The 23,465-nt window shown below is 67.5% G+C and carries 17 protein-coding genes; 9 read left to right on the top strand and 8 right to left on the bottom strand.

What is annotated here, in order from left to right; genetic code table 11:
- Positions 1-37: 37 nt before the first annotated feature.
- The gene (locus ABD024_RS13505) at positions 38-502 is read right to left on the bottom strand and encodes a hypothetical protein (RefSeq protein ID WP_343853535.1); all 465 of its coding nucleotides are present in this window, start codon (positions 500-502) and stop codon (positions 38-40) included.
- 257 nt (positions 503-759) lie between these two features.
- On the opposite strand from ABD024_RS13505, the gene ABD024_RS13500 reads away from it, so the two are divergent.
- A complete protein-coding gene (locus tag ABD024_RS13500) occupies positions 760-1,761 on the top strand; it encodes a hypothetical protein (protein WP_343853532.1) in 1,002 nt (333 codons plus the stop codon).
- 1,112 nt (positions 1,762-2,873) lie between these two features.
- Here the strand turns inward: ABD024_RS13500 and ABD024_RS13495 are convergent.
- Positions 2,874-3,938 carry an NADP-dependent oxidoreductase gene (locus ABD024_RS13495; RefSeq protein WP_343853530.1) on the bottom strand — a complete coding sequence of 355 codons (1,065 nt, stop codon included), beginning with the start codon at positions 3,936-3,938 and terminating at the stop codon, positions 2,874-2,876.
- A 182-nt stretch (positions 3,939-4,120) separates the two neighbouring features.
- Here ABD024_RS13495 and ABD024_RS13490 point away from each other — a divergent pair, with 182 nt between their 5' ends.
- Complete coding sequence (locus tag ABD024_RS13490) at positions 4,121-8,269, top strand: hypothetical protein (protein WP_343853528.1); 4,149 nt, start codon at positions 4,121-4,123, stop codon at positions 8,267-8,269.
- Positions 8,262-9,086 (top strand): peptide chain release factor N(5)-glutamine methyltransferase, encoded by an 825-nt coding sequence (gene prmC, locus ABD024_RS13485; RefSeq protein ID WP_343853526.1) that lies wholly within the window; start codon positions 8,262-8,264, stop codon positions 9,084-9,086. The genes ABD024_RS13490 and prmC overlap by 8 nt, the downstream gene beginning before the upstream one ends.
- A 41-nt stretch (positions 9,087-9,127) precedes the next feature.
- Here prmC and dxs read toward each other — a convergent pair whose 3' ends face one another.
- On the bottom strand, positions 9,128-11,020 hold the full coding sequence (gene dxs, locus ABD024_RS13480) for a 1-deoxy-D-xylulose-5-phosphate synthase (protein WP_343853524.1): 1,893 nt from the start codon (positions 11,018-11,020) through the stop codon (positions 9,128-9,130).
- 152 nt (positions 11,021-11,172) lie between these two features.
- On the opposite strand from dxs, the gene ABD024_RS13475 reads away from it, so the two are divergent.
- Positions 11,173-11,607, top strand: a complete 435-nt coding sequence (locus ABD024_RS13475) for a low affinity iron permease family protein (protein WP_343854705.1) — start codon at positions 11,173-11,175, stop codon at positions 11,605-11,607.
- A gap of 15 nt (positions 11,608-11,622) precedes the next feature.
- Here ABD024_RS13475 and ABD024_RS13470 read toward each other — a convergent pair whose 3' ends face one another.
- Entirely contained in the window at positions 11,623-12,252 is a 630-nt protein-coding gene (locus ABD024_RS13470) for an HNH endonuclease (RefSeq protein ID WP_343853522.1), read from the bottom strand.
- Between the two features lie 242 nt (positions 12,253-12,494).
- On the opposite strand from ABD024_RS13470, the gene ABD024_RS13465 reads away from it, so the two are divergent.
- Positions 12,495-13,277 carry a SapC family protein gene (locus ABD024_RS13465; RefSeq protein WP_343853520.1) on the top strand — a complete coding sequence of 261 codons (783 nt, stop codon included), beginning with the start codon at positions 12,495-12,497 and terminating at the stop codon, positions 13,275-13,277.
- A 60-nt stretch (positions 13,278-13,337) separates the two neighbouring features.
- On the opposite strand, the gene ABD024_RS13460 is transcribed toward ABD024_RS13465, so the two are convergent.
- Entirely contained in the window at positions 13,338-13,814 is a 477-nt protein-coding gene (locus tag ABD024_RS13460; RefSeq protein WP_343853517.1) for a GNAT family N-acetyltransferase, read from the bottom strand.
- 162 nt (positions 13,815-13,976) lie between these two features.
- Here ABD024_RS13460 and ABD024_RS13455 point away from each other — a divergent pair, with 162 nt between their 5' ends.
- Complete coding sequence (locus ABD024_RS13455) at positions 13,977-15,416, top strand: RNB domain-containing ribonuclease (protein WP_343853515.1); 1,440 nt, start codon at positions 13,977-13,979, stop codon at positions 15,414-15,416.
- Between the two features lie 252 nt (positions 15,417-15,668).
- Here ABD024_RS13455 and ABD024_RS13450 read toward each other — a convergent pair whose 3' ends face one another.
- Complete coding sequence (locus tag ABD024_RS13450; RefSeq protein WP_343853513.1) at positions 15,669-16,322, bottom strand: YkvA family protein; 654 nt, start codon at positions 16,320-16,322, stop codon at positions 15,669-15,671.
- A gap of 137 nt (positions 16,323-16,459) precedes the next feature.
- Between ABD024_RS13450 and ABD024_RS13445 the strand changes: the two genes are divergently transcribed.
- Both ABD024_RS13445 and ABD024_RS13440 read left to right on the top strand, forming a co-directional pair.
- Positions 16,460-18,760 (top strand): winged helix-turn-helix domain-containing protein, encoded by a 2,301-nt coding sequence (locus tag ABD024_RS13445; RefSeq protein WP_343853511.1) that lies wholly within the window; start codon positions 16,460-16,462, stop codon positions 18,758-18,760.
- Positions 18,753-18,929 carry a hypothetical protein gene (locus tag ABD024_RS13440; RefSeq protein WP_343853509.1) on the top strand — a complete coding sequence of 59 codons (177 nt, stop codon included), beginning with the start codon at positions 18,753-18,755 and terminating at the stop codon, positions 18,927-18,929. Before ABD024_RS13445 ends, ABD024_RS13440 begins: the two co-directional genes overlap by 8 nt.
- Before the next feature lie 308 nt (positions 18,930-19,237).
- On the opposite strand, the gene ABD024_RS13435 is transcribed toward ABD024_RS13440, so the two are convergent.
- A complete protein-coding gene (locus ABD024_RS13435; protein WP_343853507.1) occupies positions 19,238-21,217 on the bottom strand; it encodes a CocE/NonD family hydrolase in 1,980 nt (659 codons plus the stop codon).
- Positions 21,218-21,315: 98 nt separating this feature from the next.
- On the opposite strand from ABD024_RS13435, the gene ABD024_RS13430 reads away from it, so the two are divergent.
- Entirely contained in the window at positions 21,316-21,543 is a 228-nt protein-coding gene (locus tag ABD024_RS13430) for a hypothetical protein (RefSeq protein WP_343853505.1), read from the top strand.
- A gap of 117 nt (positions 21,544-21,660) precedes the next feature.
- Here the strand turns inward: ABD024_RS13430 and ABD024_RS13425 are convergent, their stop codons facing one another.
- Complete coding sequence (locus ABD024_RS13425; RefSeq protein ID WP_343853503.1) at positions 21,661-23,436, bottom strand: acyl-CoA dehydrogenase C-terminal domain-containing protein; 1,776 nt, start codon at positions 23,434-23,436, stop codon at positions 21,661-21,663.
- Positions 23,437-23,465: the final 29 nt, after the last annotated feature.

The following is a 23,465-nucleotide window of genomic DNA, read 5'->3' as shown; positions in this document are numbered from 1 at the left end:
ATTTACGTGGACCGAAGAGTCCTTCGGTCGGCCGCTGTCAGTTCGCGGCGATGGCGTCCTTCGGCACGTGGGCCTCGATCCAGCCGATGACGAAGACCTCGAGCGCCACCCGCGGTGGCACTTCGATTCCGGCCTCCCGCACGAACGCCGCCGCGGCCTTGATGAAAGATTGCTTCGATTGGTTGGACGCCTGCCGCGCGGCAGCCTGCTGCTGTCGCAACTGGACGATGTGCGGCGATGGCTGGCCCGGCCGCGCGAACTTCTGGTACCGGCGCAGCTCGTCGGCCACCACCTCGGTATCGAATGCCGCCTGCAGCACGGCCTTGCGCGCCTTCAGCAACTGGATCAGATGAGTCGCGGCTGGCGTCGGTCGGCCGGAGTTCTCCGCGATCAGAAGGACGCGGGCGAGTGATGGCGGCAGCGTGGTCGCGGGCGCGGATGCGTTGACGTGCTCCAGCTGGCTCAGGAAGCCGGCGTGGAGGAAGGGCTTCGGGGTTGCCATGGGGAGCCTGATTCTGGAGAGGTTGGACGATACGTCCTTCACTGGCGGGATGCCATGGCGGCGATTGAAAGCTGCCGGGGTAACGGTAAAAACGGGGCGTTCGGGACGCTCAAGTGTGGCCCCGGTATCGCCCATTCCTTTTGGTTGGCCCTAGAATCTCCACGTATCGCGGACGTATTCCGCTGCAGTGCATGGCCTGCGCACGGCGGCGTCGTTCCACACAACGTGTTCCACCGGCATCGCCTACAGGGGGCTTGATGATCGAGCTGGAAATCCAGGGCCTCTCGGAAAGCCGGAAAGGGCTGCTGATGGAGGTCGGGCGGCTCGCGCTGGCCAATGGCTTCGCGCTGCAGCGGCAACGCATGGTGCAAGGCGAACACGGCGTCCTGCTCAGCGTGATCGTGCGGGGACCGTCCCGCGCCAGACGCACGCTCGAGGCGGCGCTGGATGGCTGCGATCGTTTCATCAGCGTCAAAGTGTTTCCCTACACCGAGGACGAGCCGAGGCCGCATTTCGCGATCTCGCACAAGCGCATGCGGCCAGCGGTCACGGCGCCGCCGGCGCCGGTCGGGCCTGTGTTCACACCGGTCGCATCGGTGGCCACTCCGTCGCCTGGCGTGGCGTTGCCGGTAGCGGCGACGGCGGCAGAGCCCGAGGTGGCCGGGCCGGTGGCGACACCTGTCGTGGCGAGCCCGCCGGCGCCGCGGCAGGCATCCCCGCCCGAGCCGGAGTTCGAGTTCATCCAGCCCACGCCACGGGCGCCTGCACCGGTGAAGTCCGTGGAGACGGCGCTGTTCGTCGAACTGGTTGCGCTGGCGCCGGACGAGGCGGCGGTCGACAAGGCGTTGCGGGATTTGGAGCACGACTATCCGCGGGTACTGCCGCAACTGCTGGCGCTGCAGCGCGCGGTCGCTGCGGATGCGCGCGAGCCCTCGCTCGTGCTGGCAGGCCGGCGCATGGGCACTTGGGTGTTCGGGCGCGAGTACGCGCTGGATGGCGGACTGGACCTGCGCGAGGCGGTCGAGCGCCTGGGCATCCCTGCCTTGCGCGCGCTGGTCGAGGTCGACCAGCAGGGTTTGCAATTGCACATCCACGACAGCCCCTTGTGCGCGGAAGAAGGCCAATCCGGCTGCGGCTTTTTCAGCGGTTTCCTGCAGGGTCTGCTGGAGCCGGCCATCGCGCCGGGAACGCTGTCGATCTTTCCGGTTTGTTGCCGGAGTTACGGGGCGGGGGAGTGTGTGTTGGCGATTTCGGATTGAGTGGTGGGTTGGCCTGTCGGTTTACGAAAAGCAGAGCAGAGCGGTCGATCGCCTTTGGCGACCGAGTCACTTTTCTCTTGCGTGGCCAAGAGAAAAGTAACCAAAAGAGAAGGCCACCCCGCTTACGCGCCTTGCGGGCATCCTGCCCGCAAGGTTCGCGGCCGGGTTACGGGGTTTGTCGACAGGGCATCCTGCCCTGACGCCAAACTGGTTCGCATCCATGCGAACCACCCTGCGGGCTTTTCCTCCACCCGCCCGCCGCTTCAGAGGGGACCCGGGTAGAGCGACGCGCATCCTGCGCGTACTTTTCAGAAGAGCCAGGTCAAGAGCACACCAATGGCGTGCGAACGTCCACCTATGATGGCGGCCCAAGCCCAAAGCGGACGCCGCTTGTCGCTATCGAATCGAATCGGCCTGAGCTTGGATAAATGCCCGAGCCGACTTCTTCGAGTCATTCAACGGGGCACCGAGAGCCCAGCCGGACATCCACGCCGGTGACCGCCACAACATGGAAGCGTCGCGCTTCGCTTCCTGGCGCGTGGGCACAGCGACTGGTTGACTGCGAAATGTTCCTCTCGCTTCGCAGTCGGCGAGGTAGTGAGCCGTCTTCTCTGGCAGGCCTCCTACTAAGTACGAATCAGCCAGGATGAAATAGGAGATACCGGATTGCACCACGGGGTAGAGAGGAAAATCTTCGGGCCTTATATGACCATCGATAGCCACAAGGGCACCAAATGCGGGAGGCCTGCTCGAATGGCCAGGCTTTGATGGCCAAAGGACCAGGCACATCCAGCTAACCCGGGACGCTACGTCAGCCGCGCTCAGTGGGCCATCGCCTGTTCGCATCGCTGGATTGGAGTCGTCCAGCGCAAGTGCACTGAGCTCCGCCTTTGCAGCTTGTTCGCCCAAGGCGACGTAGTGATTGACGGCATTGGCGATAATCGCAGCATTGAATGCTTGTCGCCGAAACAGCTCCGGGGACGCCGCATGACTCACGCCGCTCACGAGCAGCCAGATAACTACAATCCAGCAGGTTCTCACGTTCACCTTCCAAGCCTCTGGCCACTGGATTTATCGGCAGTTCTCGGTCGAAGATTCAAAGATGCGCGGTTTCAGGACTGGTCGCTTTGGTCGCCAGCGGGAAGTCCAGAACAATCGCACCTTAACGCCTGCGCATCCACCCGCAACACCAACTTCCCCCGATGACTCCCAGCGAACAACCGGTTCAACACCTCCGGCGCGTTCTCCAACCCATCCGCCACCGTCTCCTCCGCCTTCAACTTACCCTCACGAATCCACCCACCAAGCACCTGCACCGCCTCGCGCGTCTTCGCGTAATCGAGCACCAGAAACCCGCGCATGCTCAGGCGCTTCATCACGAACACGCCGAAGTCGTCGCTGGGGCGTTCGGTGCTGTTGTAGCCGGAGATCAGGCCGCATAGCGCGACGCGGCCGCCGATGACCATGCGCGAAAGCACTGCGCGCATGACTTCGCCGCCGACGTTCTCGAAGTTGACGTGCACGCCGTCGGGGGTGGCGGCCTTGAGTTGCTGCTTGAAGTCGGCGGCTTTGTAGTCGACGGCGGCGTCGAAGCCGAGTTGGTCGGTGAGGTAGCGGCATTTGTCGGCGCCGCCGGCGATGCCGACCACGCGGGCGCCCATGATCTTGCCGATCTGGCCGGCGATTGAGCCGACCGAGCCGGCGGCGGCGGAGACCACCAGTGTTTCGCCGGGTTGCACCGGGGCGATCTCGGTGAGGCCGTAGTAGGCGGTGACGCCGCTCATGCCGGCGGCACCGAGCAGGGTGGGTAGCGGGATGCCGGGGTCGGCGGGCAGGCGCACGTAGCCCTTGGCGCTTTCGTGCAGTACCAGGTAGTCCTGCCAGCCGGTGACGCCCTGCACCAAGTCGCCTTCGTGGTACTGCGCCGAGCGCGACTGCACCACGCGGCCCAGGCCGAGCGCGCGCATCACTTCGCCAATCGCCACCGGCGGCAGGTATTGCGGGATGTCGCGCATCCACACGCGGTTGGTCGGGTCCATCGAGATATACAGCACGCGCACCAGCACTTCGCCGTCCTTCAGCGCGGGCACGGGCTGTTCGACCAGGTCGAAATCCTCGCGCCGGACCAGGCCTTCGGGGCGGGTCTTGAGGCGCAGTTGGCGATTGAGCTGGGTCATGCGATTCACCGTGGCGGGAAAGCGCGTTCCACTATACGGCGCCGGCGTTGTCGACATGTAACCCCGTAGTGTCGCCGGCTGCGTTGAATCAGTGGTCGGAATCGCAACCGGGGCAGGCGCCGCTTGTGCCTGTCGTGTTCCACTTACACTGTGCTGGCCGCACGGCACACAGGGAGAACTGCATGCTTGCTCGAATGCTCGGACTGCTGGGTCTGTGGTGGCTGCTGGCGGCGCCGTTGCCGGCACAGGAGGTACCGCCGCCGTTGCGCGACTGGCAGGGCTGGGTGCTGCACGATGTGCCGCAGCACGACTGTCCGTTTCTCGCCACCCAGGCGCCGAGTGCCGGCAGCTATCAATGCGCGTGGCCCGGTCGCTTGGTCCTCGATGCCGGCAAGGACGGCGGTCGCTTCAGCCTGGACGTGCACGTGGATGCGCCGAGCTGGGTGGCCTTGCCCGGTGACGCGCGGAGCTGGCCGCAGCAGGTCAGTGCGAACAACCAGCCGGCCACCGTGCTGGAGCGCGACGGTGTACCGATGCTGTGGCTTGTACCGGGCGATTACCAGTTGCGCGGCAGCCTGCCGTGGACAGCGCGCCCGGCGCGCTTGCGCATGCCGATGACCATCGGGCTGGTGACGTTGAGCGTCGATGGTGCGGCGGTGACGCGCCTCGAACGCAATGGTGAACAGCTCACCCTGGGCGAGGCCGCCGCCGCGCAGCGCGCCGCCGATGCGCTGTCGCTGCGTGTCTATCGCCGCCTCGCCGATGGCCTGCCCGCCACGCTGGAAACGCAGCTGCAGTTCAACGTCACCGGCAGCGCGCGCGAGCAGTCGCTTGGCCCGGTCCTTCCGGAAGGTTTCGTGGCCACCGCCTTGTCCGGCGACTTGCCGGCGCGGCTGGAAAATGATGGCCAGTTGCGCGTGCAACTGCGGCCGGGCCAGTGGACGGTTACGCTTGCCGCGCGCGGCGTCGCCCCATTGGGCAAGGTGGCACTGAAACTGCCGGCGGCGCCATGGCCGCGGCAGGAGATCTGGAGCTACGACGATGCTCCCGCCTTCCGCAACACCCGCGTGGAAGGCAACGCCACCGACGCGGCCCAGGCCGGCGTGCCGGGCGAGTGGCGCGAGCTGCCGGCCTTCGTGCTGGACGACAGCGCGGGCCTGGCGATCGAGCAGGGCACGCGCGGCGACGAGGGCGGCAAGGGCGACCAACTGCACCTGCAACGCCAGCTGTGGCTGGACTTCGACGGTGGCGGGCTCAGCGTGGCCGACCGCCTCAGCGGCGAACTGCGTCATCACCAGCGCCTGGACGTGGCGGCGCCGTGGCAGTTGCAGCGGGCCAGCCAGGACGGCGAGCCGCTGCTGGTCAGCAAGGGCGAGGGCGGCGGCAGCGGCGTCGAGTTGCGCGAGCAGCAGCTCGATCTCGACGCCGGCTTGCGCCTGCCCACGCATCGCGGCGCGATTCCCAGTGCCGGCTGGCAGCTGCCGCTGGAAAGCATCGACGCGACCTTGCATCTGCCGCATGGCTACCGCCTGCTTGGCGCGATCGGCGTGGATCGCTCGCCCGATTCGTGGGTTGGCCAGTGGAGCCTGCTCGATCTGTTCGTGGTGGCCCTGATCGCGCTGCTCGCCGGCCGTCTGCTCGGTTGGCCGTGGGCGCTGCTGGCGGCCGGCTATCTGGCGCTGGCGCAGCATGAGCACACGGCACCGCTGTGGACGCTGGCCGTGACGCTGGCGCTGGCGTTGCTGCTGCGCGCCTTGCCGGAAGGGCGGCTGCGCACGGCGGCGCGCGCAGCCGCGGTGGCGATCTTCGCGCTGGCGGTGCTGTGGACGCTGCCGTTCGCCGCGGGGCAGTTGCAGTACGCGCTGCATCCGCAACTGGAAGGCGGCGGCCAGGGTCGGATTGTCTCGGCGGGTTACGCCGAGCAGGCTGCACGGGAAGAGGCCCATGCGAATGCGCAGATGGAGATGAAGCAGCAGGTGGCGGCGCCGCCACCGCCCGTCGAAGAGATGGCCGCCGCCGCACCGTCGGCCGACGACGCGATGAAGGACAGGCAAGTACGGGGCGACTCCGGCCTGGTGGCAAGCGGCCGTTCGAATCAGGCGCCGTCTTCGGTCGTTGTCATGGGGACGAAGATGCCGAGCACCAGCAACAACCAGATCGACAGCCGCAGTGTGATCCAGGCCGGCGCCGGTATGCCGAGCTGGAATCAGGGCAACGATTACCGGCTCGGCTGGTCCGGCCCGGTGACGGCGGAGCAGAGCACGCGGCTGGTGATTGCGCCGGCGTGGCTGGTGCGGCTGCTGCGGGTGGTCATGGTGGGACTGCTGGCGCTGCTGCTGGCGAAGCTGGTGCCGCTGCTGCTGACACCTCTGCGTGGCCGTTGGCGCGACTGGCGCGGCGGTGCTGCGGTGAGCGCCGCCTTGCTGGCCATCGCGCTGTTGCCTGCCGGCGTGCACGCGCAGAATCTGCCCAGCCAGGATTTGCTGAACCAGCTGCGCGACCGGCTGACCGAGGCGCCGAAATGCGCGCCGGCCTGCGCCGTCGTAGCGCAGGCACAACTGCAGGCCAGCGGCGACACGCTCGACGTGGCACTGGAAGCGCACGTGGGCGCGACGGTCGTGCTGCCGCTGCCGCAGGCTGACGACGCCCTGCAACTGCTCGATGTCAGTGTGGACGGCCATGGCAATGCACCGCTCGCCCGTCGCGGCGATCAGCTGCTGCTGCGGCTGGATCGTGGTGTGCACCGGATCAGCCTGCGCTATCGCATCGGCGCGACTGACAACGCCAACCTGCGTTTCGTGTTGCGCCCGCAGCGCATCGCGTTCAACGGCCAGGGCTGGTCGCTGGCCGGGGTCGACGACGGCCGTCCATTGGGCGACAGCATTGCCTTGCAGCGCGTGCGCACGGCTACCGACGGCAAGGACCTGCCGCCCGTGCAGAACTTTCCGCCGTACGTTCGGCTGACCCGCCGGCTGCAACTGGGCGTCGACTGGACCGTCGAGAACACGGTCGAGCGCATCGCGCCGCAGGAGGGCGGTTTCAGCGTCACGTTGCCGCTGCTGCCGGGCGAGCATCCGCTGGGCGACGACGTGCTGGTGAAGAATGGCCGCATCAGCATCACCTTCAACGCGAACAGCGGCGCGGTGCGCTGGAGCAGCCGGCTCGACCATGCGACGAAGCTGGCGCTCACGGCGCCGGCGCTGGGCGAGCGTGCCGAGGTGTGGGCCATCCACGCCGCGCCGATGTGGCACGTGGACGCGAAGGGCGTGCCGACCAGCGCCAGCGACGACGGGCTGCTGTATCAGCCGCTGCCCGGCGAAAGCCTGCAGCTGGCCTTCAGCAAGCCGGTGGCGATCGCTGGCGACAGCCTGGCGTTCGATGGCGTGCAGGTAACCAGCCGGGCCGGCGAACGTGCCACCGAAACCACGCTGAGCCTGCGCGCGCGCAGCACACGTGGCGGCGAGCACGCGATCAGCCTGCCGGCCGGGGCCGAGTTGCTGGATGCGAATCGCGACGGCGAGTCGATCAACCTGGCCGTGCGCGACGGCAAACTGAGCCTGCCGTTGCTGCCCGGCGAACACGACTACACGCTGCGCCTGCGCGAGCCGCATGGTGTCGCCGCACGCACGCGCACGCCGATGTTCGCGCTGCACGCGCCGGTGGCGAACGTCGACCTCGCGTTGCAGCTGCCGCAGGATCGCTGGGTACTGTGGACGTGGGGGCCGACCACCGGTCCGGCGGTGCTGTATTGGTCGCAACTGGTCGTGCTGCTGTTCGCCGCGTGGCTGCTGGCGCGTTACGCGCCGACGCCGCTGCGCTTCCGGCACTGGCTGCTGCTGGGACTGGGCTTCTCCGCGTTCGCCTGGAGTGCCTACGCGCTGGTGGTGGTCTGGCTGATCCTGCTGGGCCTGCGCGCACGCACCGCGCTGTCGGAACAACTGGGCAGCACGAAGTTCAACCTGATCCAGCTGGGCCTCGCGCTGCTCACCCTGCTGGCGCTGGTGGTACTGATCGGCGCGGTACCGAAGGGCCTGCTCGGCCTGCCGGACATGCACGTGGCCGGCAATGCGTCCAATGCGTGGAACCTGCGCTGGTTCGCCGACCAGAGCGCCAATGCGCTGCCCGGCGGCGGCGTGTTCAGCGTCTCGCTGTGGGTCTATAAACTGGCCATGCTGGCGTGGGCGCTGTGGCTGGCATGGTCGCTGATCGACTGGCTGCGCTGGGCGTTCGACGCGTGGACGCGCGGCGGCTACTGGCGCAAGCCCGCGCCGAAGCCGGGCGTGGCGCCGCCGCAGCTGCCGCCATCGGCGACGGAGCTGCCGCATGCCTGATGTCCGCAGCATGCTGGCCGCCGCCGCCGAGCGGCTCGGCGAGCGCGTCGACGCCGAGCTGCTGCTGCTGCACGTGCTGCAGCAGCCACGCAGCTGGCTGTTCACCCACGCCGGCGACGTGCCGGATAGGGACGTCCAGACGGCTTATGCCGCCCTGGTCGAACGCCGCGCCGCGGGTGAGCCGGTGGCCTATATCACCGGCCGGCGCGGCTTCTGGTCGCTGGATCTGGAAGTGAGCCCAGCCACGCTGATCCCGCGCCCGGAAACCGAATTGCTGGTTGAACTCGCGCTGCAGCGCCTGCCGCTCGTCGCCGTCTGCAGCGTGGCCGACCTTGGCACCGGCAGCGGCGCGATCGCACTGGCGATCGCGCGCGAGCGGCCGCGTGCGCGGGTGGTCGCCACCGATGCCAGCGCCGCCGCACTCGCCGTCGCCCAGCGCAACGCGCAACGCCACGCCATCGGCAACGTCGCGTTCGTGCACGGTGACTGGCTGGCGCCACTCGCCGGCCAGCACTTCGACCTGATCGTCTCCAACCCCCCGTACATCGAATCCGCCGACCCGCACCTGGCGCAAGGCGACCTGCGCCACGAACCCGCCAGCGCCCTGGCCTCCGGCCCCGATGGCCTCGACGACATCCGCCGCATCGTGCGAGACGCCGGCGCCCACCTGCACCCCGACGCCTGGCTGCTGTTCGAACACGGCTGGAACCAGGGTGCCGCCGCGCGCGCGCTGCTGCACGCGGCGGGCTATGTGGAGGTGTTCACCGCGCAGGATCTGGAGTCGCGCGACCGGGTCAGCGGCGGGCGCCTCGGGTAGGCCCCCGCGCGCCGATCCGCCCGCCTGCAGGGCGGCGGATTTCAGCCCGCGCTGGCGATGCTGGCAGCGGCCAGCTGCGGGAAGCGTGCGCGGATCGCGTGGCGGATGCCGGGCAGGTCGAGTCCGGCCATGCTCAGCACTTCCTCGCGGCTGCCGTGTTCGAGGTAGGCGTCCGGCAGACCGAGATGCAGGATCGGCAGGGTGATGCCGTGCGCGGCCAGGCATTCGGCCACGGCGGAGCCGGCGCCGCCGGCGACCGCGTTGTCCTCCAGGGTGACGAAGGCATCGTGGGTCTGCGCCAGCTCCACGATCAGCGCCTCATCCAGCGGCTTCACGAAGCGCATGTTGACCAGGGTGGTGTCGAGCTCGGCGGCGATCGTGGCGGCCGGTGCCAGCATCGCGCCGAAGCTGAGCAGGGCCAGGCCGTGGCCGCGCCGGCGCAGTTCGGCCTTGCCGATCGGCAGCGTGTCGAGTTCCTCGTGGGTCGCTGCGCCGGGGCCGGTGCCGCGCGGGTAACGGATGGCGGCGGGGCCGTGATGATGGAAGCCGGTCGACAGCATCATGCGGCACTCGTTCTCGTCGGCCGGGGCCATGATGACCATGTTCGGCAGACAGCGCAGGAAGGTGAGGTCGAAGCTGCCCGAATGGGTGGCGCCATCCGGGCCGACCACGCCGGCGCGGTCGATCGCGAAGGTGACGTCGAGGTTCTGCAGCGCCACGTCGTGAATCGCCTGGTCGTAGGCGCGTTGCAGGAAGGTGGAGTAGATCGCCACCACGGGTTTCACGCCTTCGCAAGCCATGCCGGCGGCCAGGGTCACCGCGTGCTGCTCGGCGATCGCCACGTCGAAGTAGCGCTCGGGGTAGACCTTCGAGAAGTGCACCAGGCCGGAGCCTTCGCGCATGGCCGGGGTGATCGCGAGCAGGCGCTCGTCGGCGGCAGCCTGGTCGCACAGCCACTCGCCGAAGATGTCGGTGTAAGTGGGCCTGGCCGGTGCGGCCTTCTTCACCAGGCCGGCCTGCGGGTCGAACGGGCCCACCGCGTGGTACTCGATCTGCGCCTGTTCGGCCGGGGCGTAGCCCTTGCCCTTGGTGGTGATCACGTGCAGCAGCTGCGGACCGGGCAGGTTCTTCACCGTGCGCAGCGCCTGCAACAGTTTCGGGATGTTGTGGCCGTCGATCGGGCCGGTGTAGTGGAAGCCGAGTTCCTCGAACAGTGTCGAGGGCACGAACATGCCCTTGGCGTGTTCCTCCCAGCGCTTGAACCAGCGGCCGGCGAAGGACTGCTTCGGCATCGCCCGCTTGGCCCGCTCGCGCAACTGGTTGAGGCGGCGGCTGGCCATCGCGCGGGCCATCATCTTGGTCATCGCACCCACGTTTTCGCTGATCGACATGCCGTTGTCGTTGAACACCACCAGCATGTCCGGTTCGGCGTCGCCGCCGTGGTTGAGCGCCTCGAACGCCATGCCGGCGGTCATCGCGCCGTCGCCGATCACCGCCACGACCTTGCGGTGGTCGCCCTTGTGCTGCGCGGCGATCGCCATGCCCAGCGCGGCCGAGATCGAGGTGGACGAATGGCCGACGCCGAAGGTGTCGTATTCGCTCTCCGCGCGGCGCGGGAACGGCGCCAGACCATCCTTCTTCTTGATCGTGGTGATGCGGTCGCGGCGGCCGGTGAGGATCTTGTGCGGGTAGCACTGGTGGCCGACGTCCCAGACCAGACGGTCGTGCGGCGTGTCGAATTCGTGGTGCAGCGCCACGGTGAGTTCCACCACGCCCAGGCCCGCACCGAAGTGACCGCCGGAACTGGCCACCGCCTCGATCAGGTACTGGCGCAGCTCATCGGCGACGGCGGGCAGTTCGTCATCGGGTACGCGGCGCAGGTCGGCCGGCGTCTCGATCGACGCCAGGTGGGGGTAATGGGAAAGGTCGTTCATCCGCGTATTGTTGGTCCAGCGGCGAGGCGGAGCAAGGGCAGGCATCTGAACAAGCGGTGGCAGGGGCGCTGCAGCAGGTTCTCCACGCGGCACACACGTTCGTGCGGCAAGGCTGGGCCGGGTCCTTCGACTCAGGGAATTCCACCATGTCCATGTCCATGCGCAAGCTGTTCCGCCGTTTTGCCGAGGTTACCTCGCGCCAGGCCGGCAAGCCGATGGCATTCGTCCTGGCCGCCACGCTGGTGCTGCTGTGGGCGGCGACCGGGCCGCTGTTCGACTACGGCGACACCTGGCAGCTGGTGATCAACACCTCCACCACGATCATCACCTTCCTGATGGTGTTCCTGATCCAGAGCAGCCAGAACCGCGATACCGCGGCGCTGCAGATCAAGCTGGACGAGTTGATCCGCACCAGTCAGGCGCACAACGCGCTGTTGAACCTGGAGGAACTGGACGAGGATGACCTGGAACGCATCCGCAGGCACTACTGCAAGCTGGCGCACCAGGCCTACGGCAGCCTGTCCGCGATCGAGGAGGAGATCAAGGACATGCACAACGACGAGGGCGGGGAGGACCTGGCCGATTGAGCCGGCCGGCCGAGTTCAGGCGGCCACGGGCGTGGGCATGGACATGGACATGGACATCGAGCGCCGGTCGCGCGGCAGCCGGCTGACCAGGAATTCCATCTGGTCGGCCAGGATGTTGCGGTTGGACAGGATCAGGTGCTCGACCCAGCTTGGCCGGTACGGCACCGCCAGCAGCGGCATGTTGGCTTCCTGCGGGGTGCGGTTGCTCTTCTTCAGGTTGCACGCGAGGCAGGCGCTGACCACGTTCTCCCATTCGTCCTTGCCGCGCTTGGAGATCGGCAGCACATGGTCGCGGGTCAGTTCGGCGCGGGTGAAGTGCTCGCCGCAGTACAGGCAGATGTGGCGGTCGCGAGCGAACAGCGCGGTGTTGGTCAGCGCCGGCGCCGGGTCGATCGCGTGCTCGCGGCAGTGGCCGGTGCTGGCGATGATCGGGTGCAACTGCAACATGCTCTGCGCGCCGAGCAGACGGTTGTGGCCGCCGTGCACGGTGAGGCAGGGGTCGCCCAGGGTCCAGGCAACCGCGTCACGGACGTACAGGCAAACCGCCTCCTGCCAGCTGATCCAGTCGAGGATGCGGCCGGCGGCGTCCAGTGACAACACGCGGGTCGCATTGAGGTCGGCCCGACTTGGCACTTCCATCAGCATGTAAATCGTCCTTCAGCCAGGGGCTTCGAAAGAGCGTTCAGGCAATGCAGGGTGCTTGTCTGGGGCCAGCATAGAACAATTTCGTTGCAATTCGCATGCAAATGAGGCAGCGGCGCCCAGGGCGGGGCTGTCGCCGTTGCGGATAAGCGCTGATATCATTGCCAGTCAACGCAGACCCGACGCCGGGTTTGGTAGGGGCGCTTGGTGGTGACCCGGCACGGCGGTGGGCAGAGGTGGACAACGTGGCTGAAGTTCTTTTCTACGAGCATCCGGTACCGCTCAACCGTGTCGAGCACAAAGACCTGCGCATGAAGGCCGTGCCGAACGTGAAGTTCGCCATGAACGCGCATTCGGTACCGCTGACCGGCGTGGAGTTCGGCGTCGCCGCGCGCGATCTGCTGATCGTGTTTGCCGGCACCAGCATCACCGACGCCGGTCCGGTGGCCCTGCTGGGCCTGCGCCAGAACGAAAACCTGTACATCGACGCCAGTGGCCAGTGGGCGGCGGATACGTACATCCCGGCCTTCGTGCGCCGCTACCCGTTCGTGCTGGCCGAGAAGCCGGCAGGACAGGAAGGCGACGACTTCACCGTGTTCCTCGACGAACGCTATGAAGGATTCAACGCGGCCGAAGGCCAGCGCCTGTTCAAGGAAGACGGTACCGACAGCGAGCTGCTGACCAATGCCGTGGGCTTCCTCGGCGATTTCCAGCAGAACGTCGCACGCACCAAGTGGTTCATGGAGCAGCTGAACAAGCACGACCTGCTGGAGCCGCGCAACGTGCAGTTGCAGAAGGAAGGCAAGGACGGCCAGCAAGGCAAGTCGATCAACCTCAGTGGCCTGTTCGTGGTCAACGAGGAGAAGCTGCGTACGCTGGACGAGAAGACTTGCCAGGAGTTCCTGCGCGAAGGCATGTTCGGCTGGATCTATGCGCACCTGCTGTCGCTGACCAATATCGATCGCCTGGCCCGTCGGCTGGATGTGCGCGAGCAGGCCGAAGCGGCTGCCGGCACGATCACGAACTGATCGTTTCATTCCGCTGATCACAAGGAAGCCGCCCTCGGGCGGCTTCTTTCGTTGGCGCGCTCAGCGGACCGGCTTGGCCAGCCGCAGCAGGTCGGGCGCATAGCCGGAAGCTTCGTACAGGGCGCGGGCGCGCTCGTTGCCGGGAAACACCGCCAGCGTCACCAACTGGCACTGGTGTTCGCGGGCCCAAGTCTCGGCATGCGCCAGCAGCGCCTTGCCGACGCCACGGTCCTCGTGCTGCGGCGCCACCGCGATGTCGGAGATGTGGCAATTGCTGCGCCCGGTGAAGAAATCCGCGGTGCGCTGCAGGTGGATGAAGCCGGCCCGTTCACCGTCTTCATCCTCGGCCACGAACAGGTAGCTGTTCGCCGGCTGGTCCTCCAGATGGCGCAGCAGGTCGTTGCGGATGCCCTCGATGCATTCGTGGCGGCGCCGCCACGGCGGCAGCGTGAAATCCACGAAACGCGGCACCTGCTCGAGGATGAAATCGTCGTCGTCTTCTTCGGCCAGGCGGATCAGCAGGGACATGTCGGTCATGGGGATCGGGTCGGTGGCTGGGTGACGGTGCCGTTTCTACACCTTGCATGATGGTCGCGGTAGTCCCTGCCGGCACGTGTATATTTTGCGGAGCGCGACAAATGCCGGAGGCGATACATCGGCCTCGTCTTGCCGAACGGCATCCACGCAAGGAAATCGCCCATGTCGACCACCCGCCGCCTCCACATCCAGCCTGCCGGGGATCCGGTGCTCGCGCAGGGCATGCGCGACATCCACGACGACCTGAAGCTGCCGTCGGCGTTCCCGCCCGAAGTCGAGGCCGCCGCGGCGCGGGCGGCCGCGAACCCGCGGCTGCCGACGCTGGATCGCAGCGACATCGCCCTGGTGACCATCGACCCGTCCGGCTCGATGGACCTGGACCAGGCGATGCATGTCGAGCGCACCGACGGCGGCTACCGGGTGTACTACGCGATCGCCGACGTCGCCGCCTTCGTCGGCGCCGGCGACCCGGTCGATCTGGAAGCGAACCGGCGTGGCGAGACGCTGTACGGCGCGGACGCGAAGATCCCGCTGCACCCGAAGGTGTTGTCCGAAGGTGCTGCCTCGTTGTTGCCCGGCCAGCTGCGGCCGGCGCTGTTGTGGACGCTCGACCTGGACCGGACCGGCGAAGGCATCGCCGTCGACGTGCGGCGCGCGAAGGTCAGCAGCCGCGCCCGGCTCGACTACGCGAGCGTGCAGCAACGCATCGACGCCGGCGCGGCCGAGCCGATGTGGGCGGTGTTGCGCGAGATCGGCGAGCTGCGCCGGCAGCGCGAGTTCGCCCGCGGCGGCGTCAGCCTGCCGCTGCCGGAGCAGGAAGTCAGCGTGGTCGATGGCCGCTGGACGCTGGCATTTCGTGCGCGCATGCCGATCGAGGACTGGAACGAGCAGATCTCGCTGCTGACCGGGATGGCCGCGGCGCACCTGATGGTGCAGGCCAAGGTCGGCCTGCTGCGGACCTTGCCGCCGGCCGATCCGCGCGCGATCGAGCGCCTGCGCGTCACCGCGCGGGCGCTCGGCATCGCCTGGCCGTCCGGGCTGGATTATCCCGGCTTCATCCGTTCGCTGGATCCGTCGAACGACGTGCATGTGGCGATGCTGACCGCCTGTACCAGCGTGCTGCGCGGAGCCGGCTACGCGGCATTCGACGGCGCGCTGCCCGCGCAGCCGATGCACTCGGCGCTGGCCGCGCAATATACCCACGCCACTGCGCCGCTGCGCCGGCTGGTCGATCGCTACACCGGCGAGATCTGCGTGGCGTTGTGCGCGAAGCAGCCGATACCCGAGTGGGCGCTGGCTGCGTTGCCGGGCCTGCCGGTCACCATGCAGGCCTCCGGCCATCGCGCCGGCCAGTACGAAAGAGCCGTGCTCAATCTGGCCGAAGCCGCCGTGCTGGCGCCGCGCGTGGGCGAAGTCTTCAACGGCGCGATCGTCGAGGTCGCGCACGACGATCCGGGCAAGGGCACGGTCATCGTGCGCGATCCGGCGATCGAGGCCAGCGTATTCGGCAACGCGAGTCTTCCTCTCGGCGCCGACGTCAGGGTGAGCCTGGTCGAGGCCGATCCGGTCAGGCGCGTGACGCGTTTCGAACTGGCGGAGTGACGGGGCGGCGTGCAGGTGCAGGCGGAGCACGAAAGGTCACGAAGGTAGCGGTCGTGAAACGCGTGCGATGAACCAGACGGCGCGGTTGCGCAGGAACAGCGTCGCGATCGTTGCTCGCCGCGCTCCCTCCCTTGCAAGGCAAGGGAGGGTTGGGCGACCGAAGGGAGTCCTTCGGGCGAGGGGTTGCTCTTGATCCGGTCGTCCGGCTCGGAAGCGAACCCCGCCTGACTTCCCCGCGACAGGGAAGCCACATCAGTGCACATGGAAGTATGCCGGCGCCGACGAAGGCAGGTAGCTTTCTTCGCCCACCCGGCGGCAATGGGCGATCAGGCCGGCTTCGGCGCGGCGGGCCTGCTGCCAGTCCTCACGCGTGAACGCAAACTCGCCGACTGCGCAGCCGCGCAGCTCGGCTTCGATCGCGCGCACGCGGCAATAGTCGAGGTAGCAGTCGACCTCGCCGGCCAGGTGCGGCCAGGCGGCATCGATCAGGATGGCGTCGTCGAGTTGCCCGACCAGCGGCACGCTGTCCGGAATCAGGGCGTGATCACCGTGCACGTAGTCCATCACCACACGGGCCGGCTCGACGGCTTCGCTGGCCGGTTGCCAGGTCGCGTCGGTGATCATCCGGTCGACCGCGCTGGCCAGTTGCAGGCGTTGGTCGATGCTCGCCGGACGCCGGTTGTCGGCCGATCGACTTGCCAGCTCGCGCGACGCCGTGGCCAGCTGGTCGCAGTCGAGCGGGAAGTGATGCAGACGTTCCAGCAGTTGGTTGAAATGGGCCAGCGCCTCGGCTTCGGGCAGGAAGCCTCCGACGAAGTGACGCCGGGCAGGGCGGTTCAGGTTCGTCCATGCGGGCGACTGCAGGGCGGCTGACAGGGGTTGCAAGGTGGCAATCTGGGCATTCATGGCAGATCCTCGGGTGGTGGCGCCACGGAATGCGGCGCAGGATCAGATTCCACCGCACGGCGGTTTGAGTCATGATGGACATGCAGGGCTTGTATGAGCGAACACTGAGGTTTATGTGATCGCCTGAGGTCTTCCCGATGAACCGGATGGAATCGGGCGCGCGCGGCGGGGGAGCTACGCCTTATCGCTTTGACGACATCGTGGTCGACCCGGCCGCGCACAGCCTGCTGCGTGCGGGCGTGCCCCAGCCGGTGGAGCCCAAGGCCTTCGCCGTGCTGCTCGCGCTGCTGCAGCACCCCGGCGAACTGATCGGTCGCGACGACCTGCTCGACCTGGTCTGGGGCCATCGTCATGTCACGCCGGGCGTGCTGACCCGGGTGATCGCGCAGTTGCGCCACGCGCTGGGCGATGATCCCCAGCAGCCACGCTACATCCAGACCCGGCACGCCCTGGGCTACAGCTTCATCGGACAGCTGCAGGACGATGCGGATACCGGGACTCCGTCAGCGCCTGCGCCGGACCAGACCGGCGCCGATGACCTTCCGGCAACCGGGTTGCAGGTCGCGCCGCCGGCGTTGCCGACGAGCCGACATGAGCAAGTGGGATCGCCCCGACAGGAGCGGGCCGATCTGGAATCGGCGTGGAGCGCCCCCGAGTTGACACCGACGCATGGGCTGGTCATCGATCGGCGCTGGAAGCAACGCCCCTGGCTGGCACTGATGGTGCTGCTGGCTTGCGCGCTGGTGACCTGGGCTGTGATCCAGCGGGTCATGGCACCGGCACCGCGACTCGCCGCGTCGATCGCCGTGATGCCTTTCACCAGCCTCAGCAACGATCGCAACGACGATTACTTCGCCGAAGGATTGGCCGAAGAGATGCGCGATGCGCTGGCTGGTGTGAAGGGTTTGAAGGTCGCCGCACCGACCTCGCCGGGTGCAAGGGAGGGTGCCGCCGACGCCAAGGCCCTGGGAGCCAGGCTCGGGGTGGCCACGATCCTGGATGCCAGCGTTCGCCGCGAAGGTCCGCGCATCCGCATCACCGCTCGCCTGTCCGACACCGCCAGCGGGTTCACGCTGTGGAGCCATACCTACGATCGCGAGCTCTCCGGCGTATTCGCCACCCAGAGCGAGATTGCCGGCGAGGTGGTGCATGCGCTGCTGGGGGCGATTCCCGGCGAGAGCGATGCCTTGACGAAGCGGCTGACGCCCACGCACAACGAGGCCGCGTTCGACATCTACCTGCAGGGCCTGAATCTGCTGCACAAGGCCCAGACAGCCGACGCTGCCGACAAGGCGATCGAGCGCTTCGGCCAGGCGCTGAAGCAGGACAGCGGGTTCGCCAAGGCGCAAGCGGGAATCTGCCGGGCCGAAATCTGGCGCCTGGAAAGCAAGCACAGCGCCGAGGCTTTCGACAACGCCAAGCTCGCCTGCCAGCGCGCCGCGCAGATGGATCCGACGCTGGCCGAGGTGGATCTGGCGATGGGCGACCTGTACCGCGTGGCCGGTGATTCCGAGCGCGCGTTGCAGTACTACCGCAAAAGTTTGCGGTCACCGGCCATGCGGGTTAAAGCGCATATCGTTGCCGCCCAGGTCTACGCGGCCCGTGGCCAGCACGATCTGTCTGTGCAGGAATTCCAGCAGGCGCTGCAACTGAGCCCCGGCGATCCCGGTGTGCTGGCCCAGGTCGGCTATCAGCAGTATCTCGATGGCAACCTGTCGCAGGCAGTGGCCTCTTTGCGCGAAGCGGTGAGGCTGCGGCCGGGCGACGCCAATCTGTGGAACACGCTGGGCGGGATTTACATAGCAGCGGGCAACAATGCCGAGGCCGAGCAAGCGCTGTTGCATGCGATCGCGATCGAGCCGGCAGCCGTCACCTTGGTCAATCTTGGCTTGCTCAAGTATCAGGCAGGCGACTACGCCGCGGCGGTCGATCTGGAGCGCCAGGCGATCGCGCTGGATCCGCAGGATTACACCACCTGGGACAATCTGGGCGCCGCATTGCGGGCGGATCCGCAGGCCAGCGCAGCGGATGTACACAAAGCGTATGAGCAAGCCGCGGTACGCGCCGAGGCTTACCTGAAGGTCCTGCCGAACGATGCCCTCGCGGTCGCCTCGCTGGGCCTTTACCGGGCCGTGCTGGGCGACGTGGCCAGTGCCCGGATGCTGGTCAAGCGCGCCGAATCGCTCCCCGGCCAGCCTGGTGCAGTGGCCTTGGTGAACGCGGAAACGCTGGCGCTGCTGGGCGATATCGAACCGGCGCGCCAACGGCTGGCAACAGCCCGTGCCGGCGGCATCCCCGAAACGGTGATCGCGAGCAATCTCACCTTCCGTCGTCTGGGCCTGTTGTCTCCACTGGGGGCGACGGGCAAGGGGACTGGCACGGAACCCCCCGCCCCGCGCACGAGCACGGGGCACCCACCTGGAGGACGACATGACTAACAACTCCACCCTCGAACCCGGCACCTACGAGATCCAACTCCGCGACTACGACAACGTCGAGAAAATCAGCGTCAACACCATCGTGGTGCCGAAACCGCCACCGAAGATCTGCGTGGAGATCGTGGTGGTGCCGAAACCAAAGCCGCCCGGTCCTGAGCAGGGCGAATAACCAGACGTCCTTGCGTTGACGCGCGCGGACGGGGGCGCTGCGTCAGCGCAACCGCACCCAGGAGTGCGCGCGCAGTTGAGATGGTCGCGCCGAGGCGATGTCGCGGTGCGGCTGCGCTGCGCGCGATCGCTTCGGCGCAGACGCACCGCGCTGCGTAGTTCCCTGACGGTGCATGATCAGCGGCGCGCGGTATCAAGTCGCGTCGCTGCATTGTGCGGCGGCGCCCGTCATTGGAGGCGGTTACCTTCAGGGGATCCCACCATGAATCAGAACTTCTCCGCATGAGGCTTCCCGTCAATGCCGCGCTCTCAGTCCCCCACCACCGGCAACGCAACAAAGCTCGCCTGCGTCGGTGCGTGGTACACGCGCTGCGTGGCCTTCATGTAATCCGCTGGCTTGGCCAGGAAGATGTTCGGCACGAAGGTCTGCGGGTTGCGGTCGTACAGCGGGAACCAGCTGGATTGCACCTGCACCATGATGCGGTGGCCGGGCAGGAACACGTGGTTGGCCGCGGGCAGGGCGAAGCGGTAGGGCAGCGGCCGGTTGGCGGCGATCGGCTTGGCTTCGATGAAGCCTTCGCGGTAGCGGCCGCGGAAGATGTCCATCGCCACGGCGAGCTGGTAGCCGCCCATCTCGGGTTGTTCGGCGACCTGGTCGGGGTAGACGTCGATCAGCTTGACCACCCAGTCGCTGTCGGTGCCGCTGGTGGAGGCGACCAGGTTCACTTCGGGCGCGCCGCTGATGGTGAGCGGCGCGGTGAGCACGTCGCTCACGTAGGTGATCACGTCGGTGCGGCCGGAGGCTTCGCGCTGGTCGTCGACCAGCCATTGCGACCAGCTCTGGCCGTCGCCATAGCCGATCGGCTGGATCGGGCGCGCACGGAACGGCACCGGTCGCGCGGGATCGGACACGTATTCGTCGTAGGCGGCGTCACCGGCCGGCGCGTCGAAGCCGAGTCGGTGATTGGCCTGCAGATACAGCGCCCGGCTTTTCGTGGCGCAGCCGTTCTCGCAGGCGAGTGGCCAGCGCGGCAGCCGCTGCCACTGGTTGCTGCCGGTCTGGTACGCGGTGACCGGCGCGAGGTCGGCCTTCGGTGCGCCGTCCTTCAGGTACTGGGCGAGATACGGGCGCAGGATTTTTTCGCGGAAATACTTCGCAGTGTCGCTGCCGAAGCGGATCGCGCCGAGCGAGCTGCCTTCGTCGATCTCCTGGCCGTGGTGCCACGGGCCCATCACCAGCTTGACCATGCTGCCGCTGCCGTCCTTCGGCTTGATCGCGCGATACACGGCCAGCGCGCCGTAGATGTCTTCCTGGTCCCACAGGCTGTGCACCAGCATCACCGGCACCTTCAGCGGCTGCGCGGCGAGCAGCTTGTCGACGGCCTGGTCGCTCCAGAAACTGTCGTAGGCCGGGTGCGCCAGCAGCTTGTTCCAGAAGCCGAGCTGGCGCATGCCGTAGGCGTCGGCAAGCGCGCCGGCGGAGCCGTGGTGCAGAAATAAGTCGTACTCGTCGTGGTAGCTGGTCCACCACTTGATGCTGTTGTCGCGGCTGGCGGTCTGCTCGTACATGTAGGCCAGGTTCTGCTGGCGGAACGCACCGTGGTGGAACCAGTCGTCGCCCATCCAGCCGTCCACCATCGGGTTCATCGGCACGGAAACCTTCAGCGCCGGATGCGGGTTGAACAGCGCCATCAGCGGTTCGAAGCCGTCGTAAGAAATGCCCAGGATGCCGACCTTGCCGTTCGACTCGGGGGTGTTCTTCACCAGCCAGTCGATGGTGTCCCAGGTGTCAGTGGCGTCGTCCACCGGGGTGGGATTCAACGGGCCGTGCAGCGGCCGGTTCATCACGTAGTCGCCTTCGGAGCCGTACTTGCCGCGCACGTCCTGCACCACGCGGATGTAGCCGTCCTCGACGATGATGTCGGCGGCGTTGTCGTAGCCCTGAAGCATCGGGCCGAGGCGACCGCTCATGGTGTGCGTGGTCAGCGCCTTGGCGTCGTACGGCGTGCGGGTGAGCAGGATGCCGGCGTGGCGGGCGCCGGCGTGCTGGATGCTTTTGGGGATCAGGATGATGGTGTGCAGCTTCACGCCGTCGCGCATCGGGATCATCACGTCGCGTGACACGTAGTCGAAGCTGTCGGTGACCGGCACGAACTTCGCCGGCGTCTCGCTGGGGTAATTCGGGTACTTCGCCTGCGGTGCACCGGTGGCTTGCAGCAGGCCGCCCGTCGCGAGCAGCAGGGCGAACAGCGCAGGCCTCAGGCCGGCAACGAATCGACTCGACGTCATGGTGGCTCCCCGGGTGGACAACGCAGTGCAGGGTAACCGCAACGGCGGTTCCGGTGGGTGCCGGCCCATGTTGGCAAGCCTGTTGCTTGGTTCAGGGCATGAGTGACCTTGCCTACGACATCAGCTACCTGATCGAGAGCGAACCGGCCGCGGCGCCGGCGCCGGCGCTGCGCGTGGCCAGGGCCGTGCCGGCGGCACCGGTTCCGCTGGGCGTTGCCGCTGCCCAGGCCGCCCTGGCGCGGGAGCTGCTGCAGGTTGCCGAAACCCACGAGGAGTGGATCAGGCAATACCTGCACACGCAGAGCAGCGCCCATGGCAGCCCGTGAGGCGCCTGTCGTTGCAGAGCAAAAGCTGACCCGATTGGACACATTCGGCTGCCCGTCGACCCATGAAAAGCCCGGGGCTGGCCCGGGCTATGGTTTGCCGGATGGTTCGGCGATGGCTTAGATGATCGCCGGCAGGGTGTCCACGCCGGCTTCAATCGCCGCCTTGTGCATCAGGGTGCGCGGCAGGATGCGGGCGAAGTAGAACGCCGCGGTGTCGCGCTTGGCCTGCTTGAACGCAGCCGATTGATTGCCGGCTTCGGCCGCGGCCACGCTGCGCGCCCACAGATAGGCGAGGGTGACGTAGCCGGAGTAGTAGAGGTAGTCGGTGGCGGCGGCGCCGAGTTCCTCCGGGTTGGCCTGCGCGCGCTGGGCCAGGCTCACGGTGAGATCGCTCCATTCCTTCGTGGCGATGGCCAGCGGCCCGATCAGGTGGCGCAAGGCGGCATCTGCACTGTGCTGCTGGCAGAACGCGCTGATCTCCTGCAGGAAATGTTTCGCACCCACACCCTGCAGCTGGAGAATCTTGCGGCCCAGCAGGTCGGCGGCCTGGATCCCGGTGGTGCCTTCGTACAAGGTGATGATGCGGGCATCGCGCACGAACTGCTCCATGCCGTTCTCGGCGATGTAGCCGTGGCCGCCGTAGATCTGCAGCGCTTCCTTGGTGCACTCCTGCGCCAGTTCGGTGGTCATGCCCTTGGCGATCGGGATCAGGAACGCGACCAGCTCGCCGGCCTTCTGCCGGGCGGCTGCGTCCGTCGCGCGATGCTCGATGTCGGTCTGCAGCGCGGTGTACAGCACCAGCGCGCGCGAACCCTCGACGAACGCGCGCTGGGTCAGCAGCATGCGGCGCACGTCCGGCTGCACCAGCAGGTTGTCGGCCGGCTTGTTCGGGAATTTCGGGCCGGACAGCGCGCGCGACTGCAGCCGCTCGCGCGCGTAGTTGAGGCTGTTCTGCAGCGCGCGCTCGGCCAGCGCCAGGCCCTGCACGCCAACCGACAGGCGCGCCGCATTCATCATGGTGAACATGGCCATCAGGCCCTTGTGCGGCTTGCCGATCAGGTAGCCCTCGGCGCCGTCGAAGTTCATCACGCAGGTGGAGCAGGCATGGATGCCCATCTTGTGCTCGATCGCGCCGGCGGCGACCGTGTTGCGTTCGCCCAGCGAACCGTCTTCGTTGACCCTGAATTTCGGCACGATGAACATCGAGATGCCGCGGCTGCCTTCCGGCGCGTCGGGCAGGCGCGCCAGCACCAGATGCACGATGTTCTCGGTGAGGTCGTGCTCGCCGGCGCTGATGAAGATCTTTGTTCCGGTGATCTTGTAGCTGTTGCCTTCGCCGGGCTCGGCGCGAGTCTTCAGCAGGCCGAGGTCAGAGCCGGCCTGCGGCTCGGTCAGGCACATGGTGCCGGTCCAGCGGCCTGCGATGATCGGCTTCATGAAGCGCTCGCGCTGCCATGCCTCGCCGTGGATTTCCAGCGCGTGGGTGGCGCCTTCGGACAGCAGCGGGTACAGGCTCCAGGCCAGGTTGCCGGACTGGAATATCTCGGTGGTGGCGGTGCCGAGCACGCCGGGCAGCGCCTGGCCGCCGTAGGTTTCGGGGTTGGTCAGGCCGGTCCAGCCGCCTTCGGCGAAGGCCTTGAACGCTTCCTTGAAACCCTTCGGCGTGGTCACCGTCTGGCTGGCCTTGTCGTAGTGGCAGCCTTCCGCGTCGGCGGGCGCGTTGGTCGGCGCCAGCAACTGCTCGCTGAGGCGGCCGGCTTCCTCCAGCACCGCGTCGAGCAGGTCGCGGCTGTGCGCTTCGCCACCCTGCAGCGCGGTGAGGGTCGGTTCGGCGTTCAGCACGTCGAACAGGGCGAAGCGCAGGTCGTCGAGGGGAGCCTTGTAAGCGGTCATGGTGATTCCTTCGGTGGAAAGCGGGGATG

This window comes from Rhodanobacter soli (assembly GCF_039523495.1).
GTDB classification, from domain to species: Bacteria; Pseudomonadota; Gammaproteobacteria; order Xanthomonadales; family Rhodanobacteraceae; genus Rhodanobacter; species Rhodanobacter soli.
The sequence above is the reverse complement of the archived record's forward strand: the minus strand, read 5'-3'. Positions and strand labels throughout refer to the sequence as shown.